Raw genomic sequence first — 16129 nt, forward strand, 5'->3', positions numbered from 1 at the left:
TTTCAGCGCCAGAACCGGGCAGAACCCAGAGAGCGCAAATCATCCTGCAATTCGGCGACTTTGGTTGCCGAATCCGCCAGCTCCATATCCCGCAACAGGGTACGGCTGTCTGCGAAGGCAGCCTGAATCCGAGGTGTGTCTTCACCGCGCAGTTTTGGCAGGACTTTAGCGTAGATGGCTTGATCCAGTGCTGCATCGAAGTCAATCACACCGCCGCGTTCGGCCTGCTCGATGTAGCCAATGACATCGTGGATGGTGCGCCAGCCGAAATGCAGGCGTGCCGGGCGCAAGGCCTTGACCAGTCCCTTGAGCGTCTCACGGACCTTGGTATTTTGCGCCTCAGACAAAGCACTGGTTTTCCAACCGGGGAACGCTTCAACATCGATGTCCCAGAACTCAATCACTGCCGCCCGGTCGAGCACCTTGTCGCTCAGGCCATGTGTCGTTTCATCCATATTCACGGTACCAATGATCACCAGGTTACTTGGATACGTGATGGTCGCCGGCACCCCGCTGATGTCATTGTCCTGAGCATGGAGCTCAATGTGACCACCTGTCTCCATGGCCGAAAGCAGTGGTGCCAAATATTGCTCCGGGTGCGACAGGTTCATTTCGTCGAGCACAACCGTGTATGGACGCTCGGAGTCGGCACTGGCCTTAAGCAGGAAATCGACAAATGCCGTACGAACATAACTCTCGCTATTCAATGGATTGACGTAACCCAGAAGGCAAGAGGGATCATGCCAACCTGGCTGGACGGGGACTGTAAGCAGGCCCTCTGACGGGTGGGTTTGCCCCTCATGCAACGCAAGCGCATACCCCCGAGCCAGTACAGTCTTGCCGGCACCGCTGAGACCGGTGAGTACAGCGAAGTGACGACGCGGATGGCTCCAGAGTCCGGCGTCAAGCCGAGCAACCAGGCTTATCGGAAAGGCAATATCCTGGGGAAAACTCTGTTGAATGGTTTCCAGCGAGGGGCGCTCGAACAGAGTGGACTCTTCACTGGATGGCACCACGCCGGTTGAAATGATCCCTGCGTCTGGAGTAAGTGATTGGGGTTCCCAGTAGATTTGCGCTGCCCAGGTTTCACCGAGCTCGGTCAGGTGCAGCAGTTTGTCTGCACGGGTTTCGACCAATTGCAGGGCACGCAGCCAAAAGGTCAGACTGGTCAATGCTCGATCGCTGGTCCACCCGGGGTTCACCTTTCTCAACGCGTCATTCAACGCACTGACGGAAATTGGGCCCCTGCGCAATGCATAGAGCATGTGATCAAACCCAAGAACGCGGGTCAGCAACCAGTCCGATACTTCATCAGGCTCGCCAGAATCCAGCAGTCCCTCACCTCGCGGTGTCAGATGGATCTCGTCGCCTTGAGCCCGCAGAACACCCCATTCAGCGATGAGTGAGTTGAGTTGTGTTCGGATACTCGAAGTCGCGTGACTAGGGTTGATCGAGCGCATGTGCTCCACGAGGTCTTCTCGCTTGCATCCCTCTTTGGCGAACTCAATGATCGCCCTAATGGTCGCGACACCACCACCAATGGCGAGCATGCCACGGCGGCGGCGCTCAGCGGGTAAAGGATTTAGGCGCTCCTGGCCCGTTGCGGGGTCAGCGATTTCGGTGGCTTCGGCTTCCTGCTCCTGCACGAACTTCATGTAAAGCAGCCAAGGCAGGGTCATGCGCTCCAGCGTCGGTGTTGACAGTCCTTTTTCCCGTTCACCCAAAACATCGTCCAGGCGCTCAAGCACACCCCGATGCAGAGAAAGTTCACGCTCCACGCCTCCCACACCTATCAAGGACGCCAAAGTACGCAATTTCGGATAGTGAGCAAGCGTGGTCAGTTCAGTTGGGCACAACGCTGCGAAAAGACGATACTTTTTAAGCCTCGGATTGCGTCGCACAAGGGGAGGAGCAACTAGTTGGTTCAACTCGCGCCAGCCTTCCTTGAGCACCTGATCTTGAAGGTGAACATCACCAGTTTTAAGCGATGCCCGAATACTCCAAAGGCATTTGGCGACGATAGGATCGGTAATCACCTCGGACACATTGACCGTGCCCATGCCCGTTGTAGTGATGACCTCACTTTCCCATAGCTGCTCCTGAAACGCGGGGCTGCAAAACTCGTCTTGATCGGCATCCTGAACCTTACGCAGAAACTCCGACAGCTTTTTCAACCAGTTTTGATACCAAGACAACTCACGATTCTGAGCCAATACCGCTTCACAGGCTGCCTTGAGATTTGCGTCATCCTTCAGATCTACCGCCAAAAGCCATACTCCTTATTGTCTTTATGGACGACCGCGCCCAATACCGTTTCCGCTAAACGTTTGCATGCGGAGCTACACCAACATCCAGAAAATCCAACCCGTGACACCAGCTCCTGCCCCGTCGCCTTTCAGGCGAACGATTAACACGAGCAGCTAGCCTCGGAATACATGCTCGCGATGCCAAGCCAAGTAGTTCAAATGGCGGTCATGGAGACTACGCAACCGGCACCGCGCGTTAATGCCAAGCGCCAGTTGCAGGTTAGTGGTCAGGGCTTGCGCAATTACAATATCTCCCTTCTCGGTAAAGCTGATTAGTCCCAGGTCAAAGGCTTGATCCAGGTTGGGTGTCAGAAGCAATCCGTTAAAGGGATCGAGGCGCTCCAGATGCGTGGCGTCACGCCATGGTTTGATGTGTGAAGCGCGCAGCATGGAAGCGAGCGCAAAACCACTAACAGCACAACCTTGCCAATGCTCGAGCAGCGCCTGGCGATAGACGCCTTGTCCTATTCGCGCTCGGATGATGGCTTCACGCTCGGTACTCTCAATTTGCTGCCCAAGAGGCGATTGCTCGAACACCTCAATCAGGCGGAGCTCATCCTCCAATCGCTGCCCGATAGCCGCCGAGTCGCCGGCAAGCACTGCGAACAGGCTGTGCAGGTCTTCATCGTTCGCCAAATTGACCGCAATACCGGTATTGCTAGTTGAGTCCAGCGCTAGCGGAAATCCTCCCAGGCTAGTGTTTTTATATGTCTCATTGGGAGTGCCCTGCGTGAGTGCCTTGATTTGCTCCCAATGCACTGACTTGCGGTATGCCGGGTGTAAAACCAATGGTTGGCGTCCGACAGAGACACCGGCAGCTTTATGCTTGACGAATATCGGATACTCAAGGGCCGGGTGCACGTAGCCTCTAGCGTAGGCCCTTTGTTTGTGCTTCAAGCTGCAACCATGGCCTTCCAGCAGCCGGCAAATGTCCCGCGAATCGAGCATGCGTTTCTCCTATGTTTACACTGTATCGACACCAATTACGGAACCTTGCACCAAGGCCCCCCTGCCTCACACCTATGGCAGCAATGCCTGCAGAATCTCCACCTTGCGCTGCAACTGCTCCACATGAGCCTTCTCTGCACGCAACGCCGATTTCAACTCGCGATTCTCTTCGGCGTGCCAGCTCAGCCGCTGCTGGCGCTCCTTCGTGGTCGCATGCCAATGCTCGAGCAATCTCCAGGCTTTGTTAGTCTGCAGATACTGCACCAAAAGCATCAGCAGGATCATCAACAGCATCAGCATCGCTACCGACGCCGTCCAATCCCAACCATCCATAAACATGTCCCTCATGTCGTAAACTCCAAACTTGCCAGAGTCACGATATGTAGTGTTAAACGACACGTCTAGAATGTAGACTTATACAGGTAAAGTATTCACTCACATGGAGGCGACATGAAACGCAAGCAAACCATCGAGCAGGTCCGTTGGGACCTCGCCCTTCGCTATCGTCTGATTGAAACCGTCGCCTGGTGGGAAGGCCGGCTGACCACGGTGCACTTGATGCAGAGCTTCGGCATCAGCCGCCAGCAGGCGTCAAAGGACATCAATACGTACATCACCGAGCATGCGCCCAAAAACCTTACATATGATCGACAGATCAAGGGGTACGTGCCGAGTAAACAGTTCAAGCCACTGTTCATCGACGACAGCGCCAGCGCATACCTGCACCTGCTTTACCAGAACAATGCTCGAGCGCCACACGTCGAGGGGCTGGCGTTGGCCTACGCCCATACCAAAGTACTGGAGGTGCCTGATCGCTCGATCAAGGCCGAGATACTGCGCCCACTGCTCAAGGCTTGCCGGGAGCATCTACGCCTGGACATCGACTACGTTTCGCTCAACAGTCCCGAACCTGAAGGGCGAACCATTGCACCGCATACGCTGGTTTACACAGGCATGCGCTGGCATGTGCGCGCCTACTGCGAAAAAAACCGCGAGTACCGGGACTTTGTACTGAGCCGACTGCGTGGGGTTCCTGAACTGATGGACGGCGAGACCGAGAATGGCCTCTCGGGCGACGCCCAGTGGAATAGCGAAGTCAACGTCATCATCAAACCCGATGAGCGTCTGACGGTGATGCAAAAAGCGATAATCCAGGAGGATTTCGGGATGGTCGATGGGCGACTGCAGATCCCCTGTCGCCAGGCGTTGGTCAAGTATGTGTTGCAGCGCTATCAGATTGATCCAAAGAACATGGACCCGAAACCAGAGGCGCAACAGATCGTGGTGGAGAACCTGAAGGAGTTGAAACCTTGGCTGTATGACTGATACCGGTCCCTTTCGACTGCCCTGTTCGCGATAACCTTGCCGCTGGCACTCGACTCCAAAAAATACCGAGCCCTGACGCAGTGCGACATGATCTGTCGCACGAGTGAATCAAGCTCTGTATCAGACCCCACGAGAGAACACGATATTGAATAATCTGGAAGCCCTGAAGCTGGTGGAAACCACGTTCACCGAGATACTGAACGCCGACAAAGTGTCCGACCTGCAAAAGATGCTGACGTCCGATTCCCTGCTTGAAAAATGGCAGATGGACCGCAACAAGTACCCAGAATTGCAGTTGAAGTTGACGGACCACGACATCAGTTCCCTCATGACTAAGGTTGGCAACGATCTTCGCTTGCATGCGGACCTCAGCGCCAAACTGGAAACTCCTCTGGAAAAGCTGCTCTACGCCCTGGCCTGGAAAAATGGCGACCTGCAAAAGGTGGCGCACATCATCAAAGGTGCAGCCGATGTCAGACCAACATCGCTGACTAACGGCCCAGGCCAGGTATTCAGACAGTTCGGCCGGCACCTGGCTGATCGCTCGGAATCCATTGTCGATCAGCACGTGCTTCGTGCCTTCGAACTCTATGAGCAGATCAACGACCCAGACTTTTCCAAGATCAAGACCATTCGCAAGAAGATCAACTGGGACAAGGATGTCGCCTGCATCGAACGCTACAAACGCTGGCTCTGCGAGCACTTCAAAGAGCGTCAGGATGCCGAACCTGGATTCGTGGTGAACATCGACATGGCGCTCTTCGCGCTCGGTCGAGCGGTAAAGATCACCAGCAAGCGCGGCAACGGTGAAGCAGCGTAATCCCATCGCCATCGAGGACAGCGCCATGAAAACCTACAAAGCCTTTATGCAATGTGGTTGCCACCGCCGGCCCCCAAGCCAACTTCACCATCACGGTTCAAGCGGTGACCTCTGCCATGGCAAAGGTCACCGCTGAAGCCCAGTACCCAGGCTACAAATGCCTGAACGCACCCACTCAGGTGCGTTGAAGTTTTGCCAGCTCATCTTGCAGTTGCAGCGCCAGCCCACTGGTTCGCTGCACATTGCGACTCACCGCCCCTTCAAATACGCCCGGACTGGCTTCGACCAGGCTGAACCATTGCTTGGCACGGGTGACGGCGGTGTACAACAGCTCCTTGGTCAGCACAGGGTTCAGCGCATCGGGCAATACCAGAGCCGTATGGTTGAACTCCGACCCCTGGGACTTGTGCACCGTCATGGCGAAAACGGTCTCAACCTCCACCAGCCGACTTGGCATTACGAAACGTACGCCGCCGCTGCCATCGTTTCGTGGGAAGGCCACACGTAGAACCCGTTCTGCGGAGGGACCCGGCACCCAGAGAGCAATGCCGATGTCACCATTCATCAAGCTCAGGCTGTAATCATTGCGGGTGACCAGTACCGGTCGCCCTTCGTACCAACCCTGGTCCCCCGACAACAACTCACAGCGGCGCAGTTCGGCGGCTACTCGTTGATTCAGTCCCTCGACACCCCAAGGCCCGCGACGCAGCGCACAGAGCAGACGGAACTCATCAAACGCGCCCAATACTTTGCCAGCCCAACCGACCCAGAGGGCACTGTCCCAGGGAGTGTCTTTCGCAGGACGCTGGTCTCGTAGCTGCTCAAGGTAATGGCGATAACCAGGAGCATCGCCTTTGCCGTTGATAATCAACTCGGTGAGTGCGGCATCATGCTCGCCTCGCAACTTGAGGTTGAACAGCTGAGGCAATTGCTGATCAAGCAGGCTTCGTGCTTCGGCGGCATTTTTCTCATTGACCAGTTTGGCCAGACGCCCAATGCCCTGCTGGGCGTCGAAGCGTCGGGAGTAGCGCAGCATGACGGTTTGCTGAGCCAGCGAATCGCCAGCGCCGACTGCCGTTTGCAACCCCGGAGCGCTGACCGACTCGCCACTGTGGGCTTCCAGCCAAGCCACTGTTTGCTTGCTATAGCCGCCGGCTTCAGCGTTGCGACAAAGGTCGCCCAACACGGAGCCTGCATCCACCGATGCCAGCTGATCCTTGTCACCCAACAGGATCAAGCGCGCCTGCCGAGGCAAGGCATCGAGCAGGCAAGCCATCATTTCCAGGTCAATCATCGACGCTTCATCGACCACCAGTACATCCAGCTCCAGTGGCTTATCCCGGTGGTGAATGAAGTTGCGCGAATCCGGTCGACTGCCCAACAGACGGTGCAATGTGGAAACATCCGTCGGGATTGCCTCCTGCACGGGGGCGCTGACCGGCAGCTCACGGACGGCCTTGCCAATGGATTCGGACAAGCGTGCTGCTGCCTTGCCGGTGGGGGCGGCGAGACGAATTCGCAGCGGCTTCCCTTCCTCCACGGCCGGAGTTTGCAACAGCCCCAGCAAGCGCACGACCGAGGTGGTCTTGCCGGTGCCGGGGCCGCCGGTGATGACGCTGAAGTTACCTCGTGCCGCCAGCGCACAGGCAATTTTTTGCCAGTCACTACGACGTTCACCGTTAACTTCGAAGGTGTCAGGGAACAAGGCATCCAGCCGACTGGAAAGTTTTTCCGGTGTTACCGCGTCCACGCTCAAACGAGCGCTCAGCGCCTGGGCAATGCTGCGCTCATAGTTCCAGTAACGACGCAGGTACAGACGCTGTCCGGTCAACACCAGCGGCCGCTCCGGGAATCGCTGCGGCTCGTCCCGATCCTCCACCATCGTGCTCAAGCACAACGCCCGGCGCCATTGCTCGACATCCAGGCCCAGCAACCATTGCGACGGTAATTGGCCGCCCTCCTCCCCTTCAGGAGGTAACGACAACACAAAGTCAGGCGCTTGCAGAGTAGCGACCAGATCCAGGCAGGAATGCCCGCGACCCAGTTGATGACTGGTCATCGCGGCAGCCAGCAACACATTGGCCTGGGCCTGGGGATCCTGTTCAAGTATGAAGGTGGCGAATGAGCGATCCAGTGCGCGCAACCAGCCTCGGCTCACCCAATTGTCGAGTTGATGCAGCAGCTCGCGGCTGTCGGCATCGCCAACGAACAACGGCGGGTGATCAACGTTGCGCTGGCTGTTGCTCAGCTGCTTAAGGGTCTGGCTCATGCGCTGACCTCCGCGTGTTGGCCCATGAAGAGTTGGTCCAGTTGTTCAATCAACTGCCGTGGAGGTCGTTCGAAATGCACACCTTGGGTAGGCGCCTGGTGTCCACGGACGAACAGGTACACCGCCCCGCCCATGTGCTGTTCGTAGTCATACCCGGCAAGGCGCAGCTTGAGCTGGCGATGCAAGGCCAGCAGGTACAGACACAGCTGCAGGTCGTAACGCTTGGCCAGCATGGTCTCGGCCATCGCCTCGGCGTCGTAGGCCTGGTCGTTGCTGCCCAGCCAGTTGGATTTGTAGTCCGCCACGTAGTAGCGACCCTGATGTTCAAACGTCAGGTCGATGAAGCCTTTGAACATGCCGTTCAACTCGTTGGCAGCCAGTACTGGGCGCGGTGCACCACCCAACGTGTATTGACGCACCAGTGCATCGAGGCGCTGAACGTTCACCGACCGGCTGGAAAACCAGAACTCCATCTCCACCTGATAGGTGCTCAGGGTCGAGAGCTTGCATTGGGTACCGTTGAACCGCAGCGGTGCATTCAGATAGCTGCCCAGCCAGGCGGAAAGTGGCTCGATCCAGGTTTCCCAATCGCGCAGGTTGCAGCGTCGGGCAACGGTGTTATGCAGGGTGATCGGATCTCCAGCGGCCTTGGCGAAACCTTCGCGGCCGGCCCATTCGAACAGTCCGTGGAGAAAGGTGCCCGGCCCTGCGCCCCGAGGGAACCCGTGAATCCCGGCCCCTGCCGGCAAGGCTTCAGCTTCGTCCTCTTCCTGCAAGTTGGCTTCCAGCGCGGTCGCCGGCTCCAGACTGATACCCGGCTCCGCCCCCATCAGGACATATCCGTCGGCAATGGCCAAGGCCGAGTAACTGGCAATCCACCAATTTGCCGCGAGCTTGTGCAAGGGCCGCAAGGCTGGCCCCACCGGTGGTGGAGTGGGTGCCGTGTGGACATTTTCCGATGGTGCTGGCGCTGCGCACACCTCAATGTCCGGGCAGCCACTGGCCAGTGCCTCGACCACGCCGGGCAGACTCTCTGGGGCTATCGGCTTCTCCCCCGCCAGCATGTAACCCAGGCCTGCCTTATGCAGATCTGTCGATTTTCCTCCGGTCTTAAATCCCTTGGGCGCTACGCAGATCCAGGTGGCGTAACGGGCTCGGGTCAGGGCAACGTAAAGCAGGCGCATTTCTTCGCCCATGCGCTCATCGTTGGCACACCCTTGTGCCGTCTCGGCCTGTTTACCTTTGGCCAGCTCGATGACCAGATCCATGTTGTCGTGAAACATCGGCGGTGTTGTGCTTTTGCCATCGATCTCCCTTGCGCTACAGGCGAACGGCAGCAGCACCAAGGGGTATTCCAGGCCTTTGGATTTGTGCACGGTGATGACCTTGATCAGGTCCGAATCGCTTTCCAGGCGCAGAATTTCTTCTTCGCTCTGGCCATCCACCTGCTCGGCCAGATGACGGATCAGCGCATGCTCGCCATCGAGTTCGGCGGCGCTGCGCTGCAACCACTCGGCCAGGTGCAACAGGTTGGTCAGGCGACGCTCCCCCTGGTCTTCCAGAAGCAAACGGGCCGGGACCTTGAACGTGGCAAGCAGCTTTCGCAGCATCGGCAGTACGCCCTGTTGCTGCCACAACGCCCGAAAATCGCGGAACAGCAAAACCTGTTGCTCCCAGAACAATTCATCCTGGTTCAATTGCTCCAGCGTCTGCCATGTCAGCCCTACACTGCGAGTTGCCATGGCCGCACGCACCAGCCGATCGCTGGTGGGTTGAGCGCACGCACGCAGGATATACAGCAGGTCTTTTGCCTCTTCGCTTTCGAAGACCGAGTCCCTGTCGGAGAGATAGACACTGGCCAGCTGTCGATGCGCCAGGGCTTTGCGGATGGCTTCGGCTTCCTTGCGATTACGTACCAGAATGGCGATATCGGCGGGCCGCAAGGCGACGAATTCACCATTGCCTTTCAGCAAACCGGAACGCTCGGTTGCAGCGGGATCAAGCCAGGTCTGAATCGCCGATGCCGATGCTTCAGCGGCTTTGCGCAAGTAGGTGGCGTTATTGACCACACCCTCGGTTGCCAGCTGCCAGAACGTAAGGGCAGGTTGATCCGTACCCTTGATCTGCAACACATCGTCGCGCCCATTGGCCTGGACGCTGTTGAAGGGCACCGGGTTGCCCTGGTCTTCTGTGGCAAACCGAAACGCGCCGCGAGGCTGGGCTTCGGCGTACCGGAAGCAGTGGTTGGCCGCCTCGACCATCGCCTTGGTGGAACGATAGTTGGTACCCAGTGTGTAGTGACGGCCAGCCGTGGCTTTTCGCGCGTGGAGGTAGGTGTAAATATCCGCACCGCGAAAGGAATAGATCGCCTGTTTCGGGTCGCCAATCATGAACAGGCCGCAGTCACCCAGGTTGTCAGGAATGCGGTAAATGGTTTCGAAGATCCGGTACTGAACCGGGTCGGTGTCCTGGAACTCATCGATCAGGGCGACCGGATACTGATTGCGAATGGTCTCGGCCAGACGCGGGCCCGACGGGCCTTGCAAGGCCTGGTCAAGGCGATTGAGCAGGTCGTCGAAACCGATTTGCGCCCTGCGCACTTTCTCGGCATTGAACGAACATTGCACCTCACGCAGTGCATGCAACAGCAGTTGCGCGCGCACCTCGGTTTTTGACTCCAGATGATCGACCCACGTATCGATGGCCTGAAAAGCGGGGTGCACGCTGACAACGCCGCCTCTGTTCACACTGAACCGGGTTTGCCCACACTTGCGAACATGAGCACAGGCTTCGTCTCCCAGGCTCCATTTCGCGATTTCACCAAGCATCTGCTCGAAAGTCTCGGGAGTCTTGGTTGGATAGGATTTTCCGCTCAACTTCGTTCGTACATCACGCAGCAGCGTATTTATCCCGGCGACATCTCGCGACCACTCAGCTCTGGCACGGTCCTCAAGCGGAACACATCGCTTCTCCCAATCGATAGGGGACTGCAGAAGCGCATCCAATCGTGCCGGAGCGCTGATTGATGCCCCTGCCTGCCGGAACTCCGCGTCTGCCCGCGATAGCAGAGGACTGAGCGCCTTCTGTAGATCAGTCGGGGTTTTGAAGCAATCGGCCACCACCTTGGAGAGCGCCGGTGACAAGGCATAGAAATGCCGACGCCAATAATCCCTGACCATCTCCGCCAGCAGCTCGCTCTGGTCGGTTTCCAGTGTTTGAGTAAACAGGCTGCCACTGTCGAAGGCGTGCTCACGCAACATCCGATAGCACCAGCCATGAATGGTCGAGACCGCCGCCTCGTCCATCCACTCACCTGCCAGTTGCAACCGGCGCGCGCAATTGGGCCATTCCTGCGGCGGGTAATCGGAACGCAGTTGCTCCAGCAAATTGTCGTGTTCGTGATCAGGCTCCAGGAAGCACAGCGCCGCTTCGGTCAAGCGCGCACGAATACGGTCGCGCAGTTCCTGGGTCGCGGCATCAGTAAAGGTTACGACCAGAATCTGCGGAGGTGTCAGCTGATCCTTGAAGGCGGCCTCGCCTCCATGACCCAGAACGAGGCGCACGTACAACAAGGCGATGGTGAAGGTTTTGCCGGTACCGGCACTCGCTTCGATCAGTCGGCTGCCATGCAAAGGAAAGTCGAGGGGGTTCAGATTCAGCGGATTCATTGGTCGCTCCCTGCGCGGCTCGAAGAAAGATGATTGAACAGGCCGCCATACAGGCGCTTGGCCCATGAGGTGAAATGACCGGAGGCGCACAGTTGGTCGAAATCCGAGTACGCACGGCGCAAAGCGAAGGAGCTGCTTGCCTCGCCAGAGCGCATGTACCCGCCCTCGAACGTCTCGCGGGCCTTTTCGGACGCCGAGTCGTTGTCTTCCCCGCCCTCCTTCGCTTCTTCGAGCCAGGCGAACGCGCTTTTACAGGCGATCGGCAGTGGTTCACGCATGCCTGCCACCCAGGCCTCGAGCAGCGATTTCAACTGCTTCTGCGCCTCTTGCGGGGCCATTGGCCGGAACACCACGTCTCCATTCAAGCTGACCAGAATCGTGGTGCAGCCCGGTTCACTCAGTTGCAACGCCAGATGGCGCACCCAGGGACGAACCAGGTTGTGCCAGCGCCAACTGTCGTCGTTGCATAGTTTCTTGCTGTCCAGCTGCAAGTAGGCTCGCTCACCTTGGACATTGCGGCGAATGCCACCCAGCCAGTCACTCAATCCCGGGCTCGGGTCCTGCGCGGCGATCGTTGCAGCGGTCTGGCCCTCCTCGATTTCCGGCCACGCCTGCAACTGCGCGTGATAGCGCTCGAGCATATCCGGCAGTGGCTCGGCCAGTGCGGATGCGCTCAACATGCCGAAGCCGCCCAGCGGCAACTTGCCTTCACGCTGCAAACGCTGAACATGCAGATCAAGTTCGGCCTCTGCGTTTTCAGGCTGGTAATCCTCTTCCACCCAACGCTTGAGTGCCTGGCTGAGTCGGTCCTGGTGCTGCCAGTTCTCAAGGCCGTCGAGCTGAAAGGTTTCGTCGTCGCGGCTGGTCAATTCGTCATTGTCGAAGTTGACCTTGAGCCGTTGCTGGAAGAACGCCCCGACGGGGTCGCGCACAAACCCGGCCAGTTGGCGCAGGGTTAAAGGCGTGTCTTGGGCGAGCGCTGGCAACAGGTTTTCCGATGGCTGCTGATCTGGTGAATCATGCACCTCACGCCATTCGTGAGAGTAAGTGAACAGCCCGTCCGGCCCCGGCTTGTCGGCAAAGTAGGCGGCGCTGAAAGGCTGTAGCGGGTGTTCCTGGGTCAAGGCATGCAGCAATTTGCCAGGCTGCACCAAGCGCCAGCCGCTGGACAGGTGATCACGCAGTTGCCCGATCAGTACCGAAGGTACGCGCTCACTGTTGTCGCGGATGTTGCGGCCAACCCAACTGACATACAGCTGTTCCCGGGCCGACAACAAGGCCTCCAGTAACAGGTAGCGATCATCCTCGCGGCGTGAGCGATCTCCTGGGCGGTAATCGTTACGCATCAGGTCAAAATCGACAGGCGATTGTTGGCGTGGGTAATCACCATCGTTCATACCCAGCAAGCACACCACTTTGAACGGGATCGCACGCATCGGCATCAGCGTGCAGAAGTTCACCGCACCGGCCAGAAACCGCTGCGACAAGCCGCCCTCCTCAATGCCGGAAAGCCAGGTTTCATGCATCACACTCAACGGCAGCGGCTCGTCGAACTGCGCGGACTCGCAAGTGCGCAACCAGTCATCGAGCAACTTGAGCAATTGATTGACCAGCAATTCTTCGGCATCCCCCACCGGACGGAAGAAAACCTTTAACAGCGATTGCAGGCGCTCGACCCAGATTACTGGTGTGGCGGGTTGCTGCAGGTCTTCGCGGGCGATTTCCAGGTGATCAAGCAAGGTCAACAAAGGTCCCGCCAAAGCCGCTTCCAGCCCGGACACTTCGTCGTAGGGCTCGATGCCATTCAGCTCGGGCCCTTGGCCGGTCGCGTAGCCCAGCAACATGCGGCGCATGCCGAAGCGCCAAGTGTTTTGCTCCAGGCCCGCAGGCATGTCCAGGCTCTCGCGCTGCTGCGCATCGAGGCCCCAACGCACGCCGGCACCATCGATCCAGCGCTGCAGGATCGGCACATCCGCTTCCTTGATACCGAAGCGCGCTCGCAGCGCCGGCACGTCCAGCAGATCGAGAATATCGCTGACGGCGAAGCGGCTATGGGGCAGTTTGAGCAAGTGTTCGAGGGCGATCAGCAATGGCTGGCGCCCACGCTGTCCCTGGTCGGCCAAGGTAAACGGCAGATATCGAGGATCATGACGCGGCACCTGGCCGAACACGGCCTCGATATGCGGCGCATACGCGTTAATGTCCGGCACCATCACAATCACATCCCGCGGGCTTAGCTGGGAATCGGCACTGAAGCGGGCGAGCAACTGATCATGCAGCACTTCCACTTCACGCTGCGCACTATGGACCACGTGAAAGCGTACCGAGCGATCCTGTGCAACATCGACAGGGTCCCATACTTCGCGGGTTTCAGCCAAAGGACGCAATTCAAGAATGTCGCTTTGCAATTGGCCCAGCAGGCTGGAAGGTGGCTCGTCATTGAACAGATCGATACGCCCGCCGTTTAGGCTCTCGAAAAGGTGTCGATAACTCGCCGGCTCGTCATAGTGGTCGAGCAAATTGATGTAGTCGCGACCTTGCTTACCCCACGCGGCGAGCAAAGGCTGACCATGTTGGCTCGTCGCCATAGAGGCACTTCTGTTTGGCTGACGGCGATAGGCATGGCCCAACAAGTCTTTGTCAGCGACGATATCGCCCCAGTGATGGCGACAAGGGTTGTGCACACACAGCAACACCTGGCTGTAGCGCGAGAGTATCGCCAGGGCTTCCAGAACCTGTGCCGGCATAGATGAAATGCCAAACACCACCACACGCCGAGGTAAACCATTCGGGGCCTGCTCTGCTTCACGCAGGCGTGCGACAAAACGCTTGTGAACACCGGCACGGCTCTGCTCAAGAGCGCCCTCGCCAACATCCGCCAATACTTCACGCCACAGCTCCGCCTGCCAAAGGTTGTCGGGATCTAGCGGTTTCACACCTCCTTTGATGTGCTTTAGCTGATCACGCCCGGCTGCCCAGTCCTCCAACCAGTCGGCGCGATAGACCTGGTACTGATCAAACAAGTCAGCCAGCCGCTCGGAGAGTTGATAGAGTTTGCGCTGATCGTCATCCTCCTGAAGGAATCGCCGCAAACTGCTGAAATTGGTTTTACTTAGCAATTGGGGCAGCAAGCGCATGAGTCGCCAACTCAGTGCCGCCTTGTCCAGCGGGGAGGACTCTGGAGTCGTCTCGGTCCCCAATACAGACCTGTAGGCCTGCCAAAGGAAACGCGCAGGAAGTTGCACATCCAACGCTGCTGCGATACCGCAGCCACCGTTATCAGGATCTTCAGCCAGCGCCAGCTTCAACCATTGAGCAATGCCGTTGCTGTGCACCAGCACGACTTCGTTTTCCAGCGGGGCCAACGGGTAACGCTGCATCCAGCTCACCGCTAGCTCACGCAAATCGTCCAAGCGATTGCCGTGAATAATCATGAAGCCAGGCTTCAACGAGTCCGCATCCTGCATACGCCACCCTAAGATCTGAATACGCAGCTCTGTGGTACAGAGCAGCAAAAGGCCATCACTTTAAAACGATATGGTTACACGCCACCAGCCCGAAGAAGGTCAACACAACCATCCACACGAGCCGAGCATAGGTTGCCCAAGGAGGAGAGCAAATGCTGGGGGTTTGCACAGGTCAACTACTCACGCACATACCCAACCGTTTCTTTTGAGACGACAGTTAGAAAGAAATGAAAAGACGTAAAAATCTGTGCTGTTTGTTGACAGTCCACGGGGTTCATCACCACTCGCCTGAGCCTGCCCCCATGAAAACCTACCTAACCTTCATGCAACGTGTGGCTGCTACCGCCGGCCCTCAAGCCAACTTCACCATTACCGTACAAGCAGTGAGCTCAGCCATGGCTGACCAAGGTCACAGCCGAAGCGCAGTATCCCGGTTACAAGTGCTTCAACGCCCCCACTCAGGTTCGCTGACGCTTCTCCAGCTCAGCCTGCAATTGCAGCGCCAGCCCGCCAGTACGCTGCACATTGTGACTCACGGCACCTTCCCTCGGCCTGGCCTCGACCAGGCTGAACCAGCCCTTGGCTCGTGTAAGTACGGTGTATAGAAGCTACTTGGTCAGCACGGAATTCAGCGCATCAGCCAATTCCAACGCGGTATGGCTGAATTCCGAGCTTTGATACTTGTGCACCGTCATCGCAACCTGCAGACAGGTTGTCGCGTGATACCAAATTCTTCATCGGCATGGGCGATTCGACTTAGAAAAAACCAAATCACTTGCTCCAAGACAGTTTTTTCGAGACGAGACGCTCCCTAATTCGATCTGAATTCAGTTCAAAAAAATTTCAAACCTATATCACCTCGATGAACACCCTACCGTATTGACTGCGGCAGGGAATTTGGCGTGCTTGCTTTTGGCTCAGCACGCTCATCATTGGAGGATTTGCGTATGTATGCCCCCTGCCCTAGCTGTAACTCTGGACGTGTCGCCACGAAAAATATCGGTAAACAAGCGGGTGGATTAATTGGGGTCGCCGGCGGTGCAGCCAGTGGAGCCGCCGGAGCCTTATCGGCGGCGGAAGCCGGTGCGGTAATCGGTGTGGTCGGTGGGCCGGTCGGGATCACTATTGGCAGTATTGCTGGAGCGATTTTGGGTGGTCTGGTCGGCGGGGTCGCCGGTGGGATTGCCGGCGCCACTCTGGGTGAACAAATGGATGACAAGGTACTGAACAACTTCCAGTGCCTAGAGTGCGGTTACAGCTTCAGCGTCAACCGTTAAGTCGTTGTGAACAGGCGTCGTGCCTCACTGAAAAGGCGTCGTCTCCCC

Annotated in this window: 9 protein-coding genes and 1 pseudogene; 3 read left to right on the forward strand and 7 right to left on the reverse strand. The window is 57.7% G+C overall.

The window, feature by feature from the left end:
- Positions 1-2 precede the first annotated feature (2 nt).
- The 3 genes from AAEZ09_RS09200 to AAEZ09_RS09210 form a co-directional block, all read right to left on the reverse strand.
- On the reverse strand, positions 3-2267 hold the full coding sequence (locus AAEZ09_RS09200) for an McrB family protein (protein ID WP_350599153.1): 2265 nt from the start codon (positions 2265-2267) through the stop codon (positions 3-5).
- Between the two features lie 153 nt (positions 2268-2420).
- A complete protein-coding gene (locus tag AAEZ09_RS09205) occupies positions 2421-3254 on the reverse strand; it encodes an HNH endonuclease (protein ID WP_350599156.1) in 834 nt (277 codons plus the stop codon).
- A gap of 72 nt (positions 3255-3326) precedes the next feature.
- On the reverse strand, positions 3327-3602 hold the full coding sequence (locus tag AAEZ09_RS09210; protein WP_017528827.1) for a hypothetical protein: 276 nt from the start codon (positions 3600-3602) through the stop codon (positions 3327-3329).
- A 102-nt stretch (positions 3603-3704) separates the two neighbouring features.
- Here AAEZ09_RS09210 and AAEZ09_RS09215 point away from each other — a divergent pair, with 102 nt between their 5' ends.
- Entirely contained in the window at positions 3705-4580 is an 876-nt protein-coding gene (locus tag AAEZ09_RS09215; RefSeq protein ID WP_350599158.1) for a helix-turn-helix transcriptional regulator, read from the forward strand.
- A 145-nt stretch (positions 4581-4725) separates the two neighbouring features.
- The gene (locus AAEZ09_RS09220) at positions 4726-5400 is read left to right on the forward strand and encodes a hypothetical protein (RefSeq protein ID WP_350599160.1); all 675 of its coding nucleotides are present in this window, start codon (positions 4726-4728) and stop codon (positions 5398-5400) included.
- A 175-nt stretch (positions 5401-5575) separates the two neighbouring features.
- Here AAEZ09_RS09220 and recD read toward each other — a convergent pair whose 3' ends face one another.
- From recD to AAEZ09_RS09240, 4 genes and pseudogenes are all read right to left on the reverse strand, one after another.
- On the reverse strand, positions 5576-7669 hold the full coding sequence (recD, locus tag AAEZ09_RS09225; protein ID WP_350599162.1) for an exodeoxyribonuclease V subunit alpha: 2094 nt from the start codon (positions 7667-7669) through the stop codon (positions 5576-5578).
- Complete coding sequence (gene recB / locus AAEZ09_RS09230; RefSeq protein ID WP_350599164.1) at positions 7666-11337, reverse strand: exodeoxyribonuclease V subunit beta; 3672 nt, start codon at positions 11335-11337, stop codon at positions 7666-7668. Before recB ends, recD begins: the two co-directional genes overlap by 4 nt.
- The gene (gene recC / locus AAEZ09_RS09235; RefSeq protein ID WP_350599165.1) at positions 11334-14804 is read right to left on the reverse strand and encodes an exodeoxyribonuclease V subunit gamma; all 3471 of its coding nucleotides are present in this window, start codon (positions 14802-14804) and stop codon (positions 11334-11336) included. The genes recB and recC overlap by 4 nt, the downstream gene beginning before the upstream one ends.
- Before the next feature lie 458 nt (positions 14805-15262).
- Positions 15263-15502, reverse strand: a pseudogene (locus AAEZ09_RS09240) (ATP-binding domain-containing protein); the annotation flags it as partial.
- Positions 15503-15751: 249 nt separating this feature from the next.
- Here AAEZ09_RS09240 and AAEZ09_RS09245 point away from each other — a divergent pair.
- Positions 15752-16081 (forward strand): hypothetical protein, encoded by a 330-nt coding sequence (locus tag AAEZ09_RS09245; RefSeq protein WP_350599264.1) that lies wholly within the window; start codon positions 15752-15754, stop codon positions 16079-16081.
- Positions 16082-16129 lie beyond the last annotated feature (48 nt).

Origin of the sequence: Pseudomonas sp. 65/3-MNA-CIBAN-0223, from assembly GCF_040310425.1 — a bacterium.
GTDB lineage: Bacteria > Pseudomonadota > Gammaproteobacteria > Pseudomonadales > Pseudomonadaceae > Aquipseudomonas > Aquipseudomonas gregormendelii.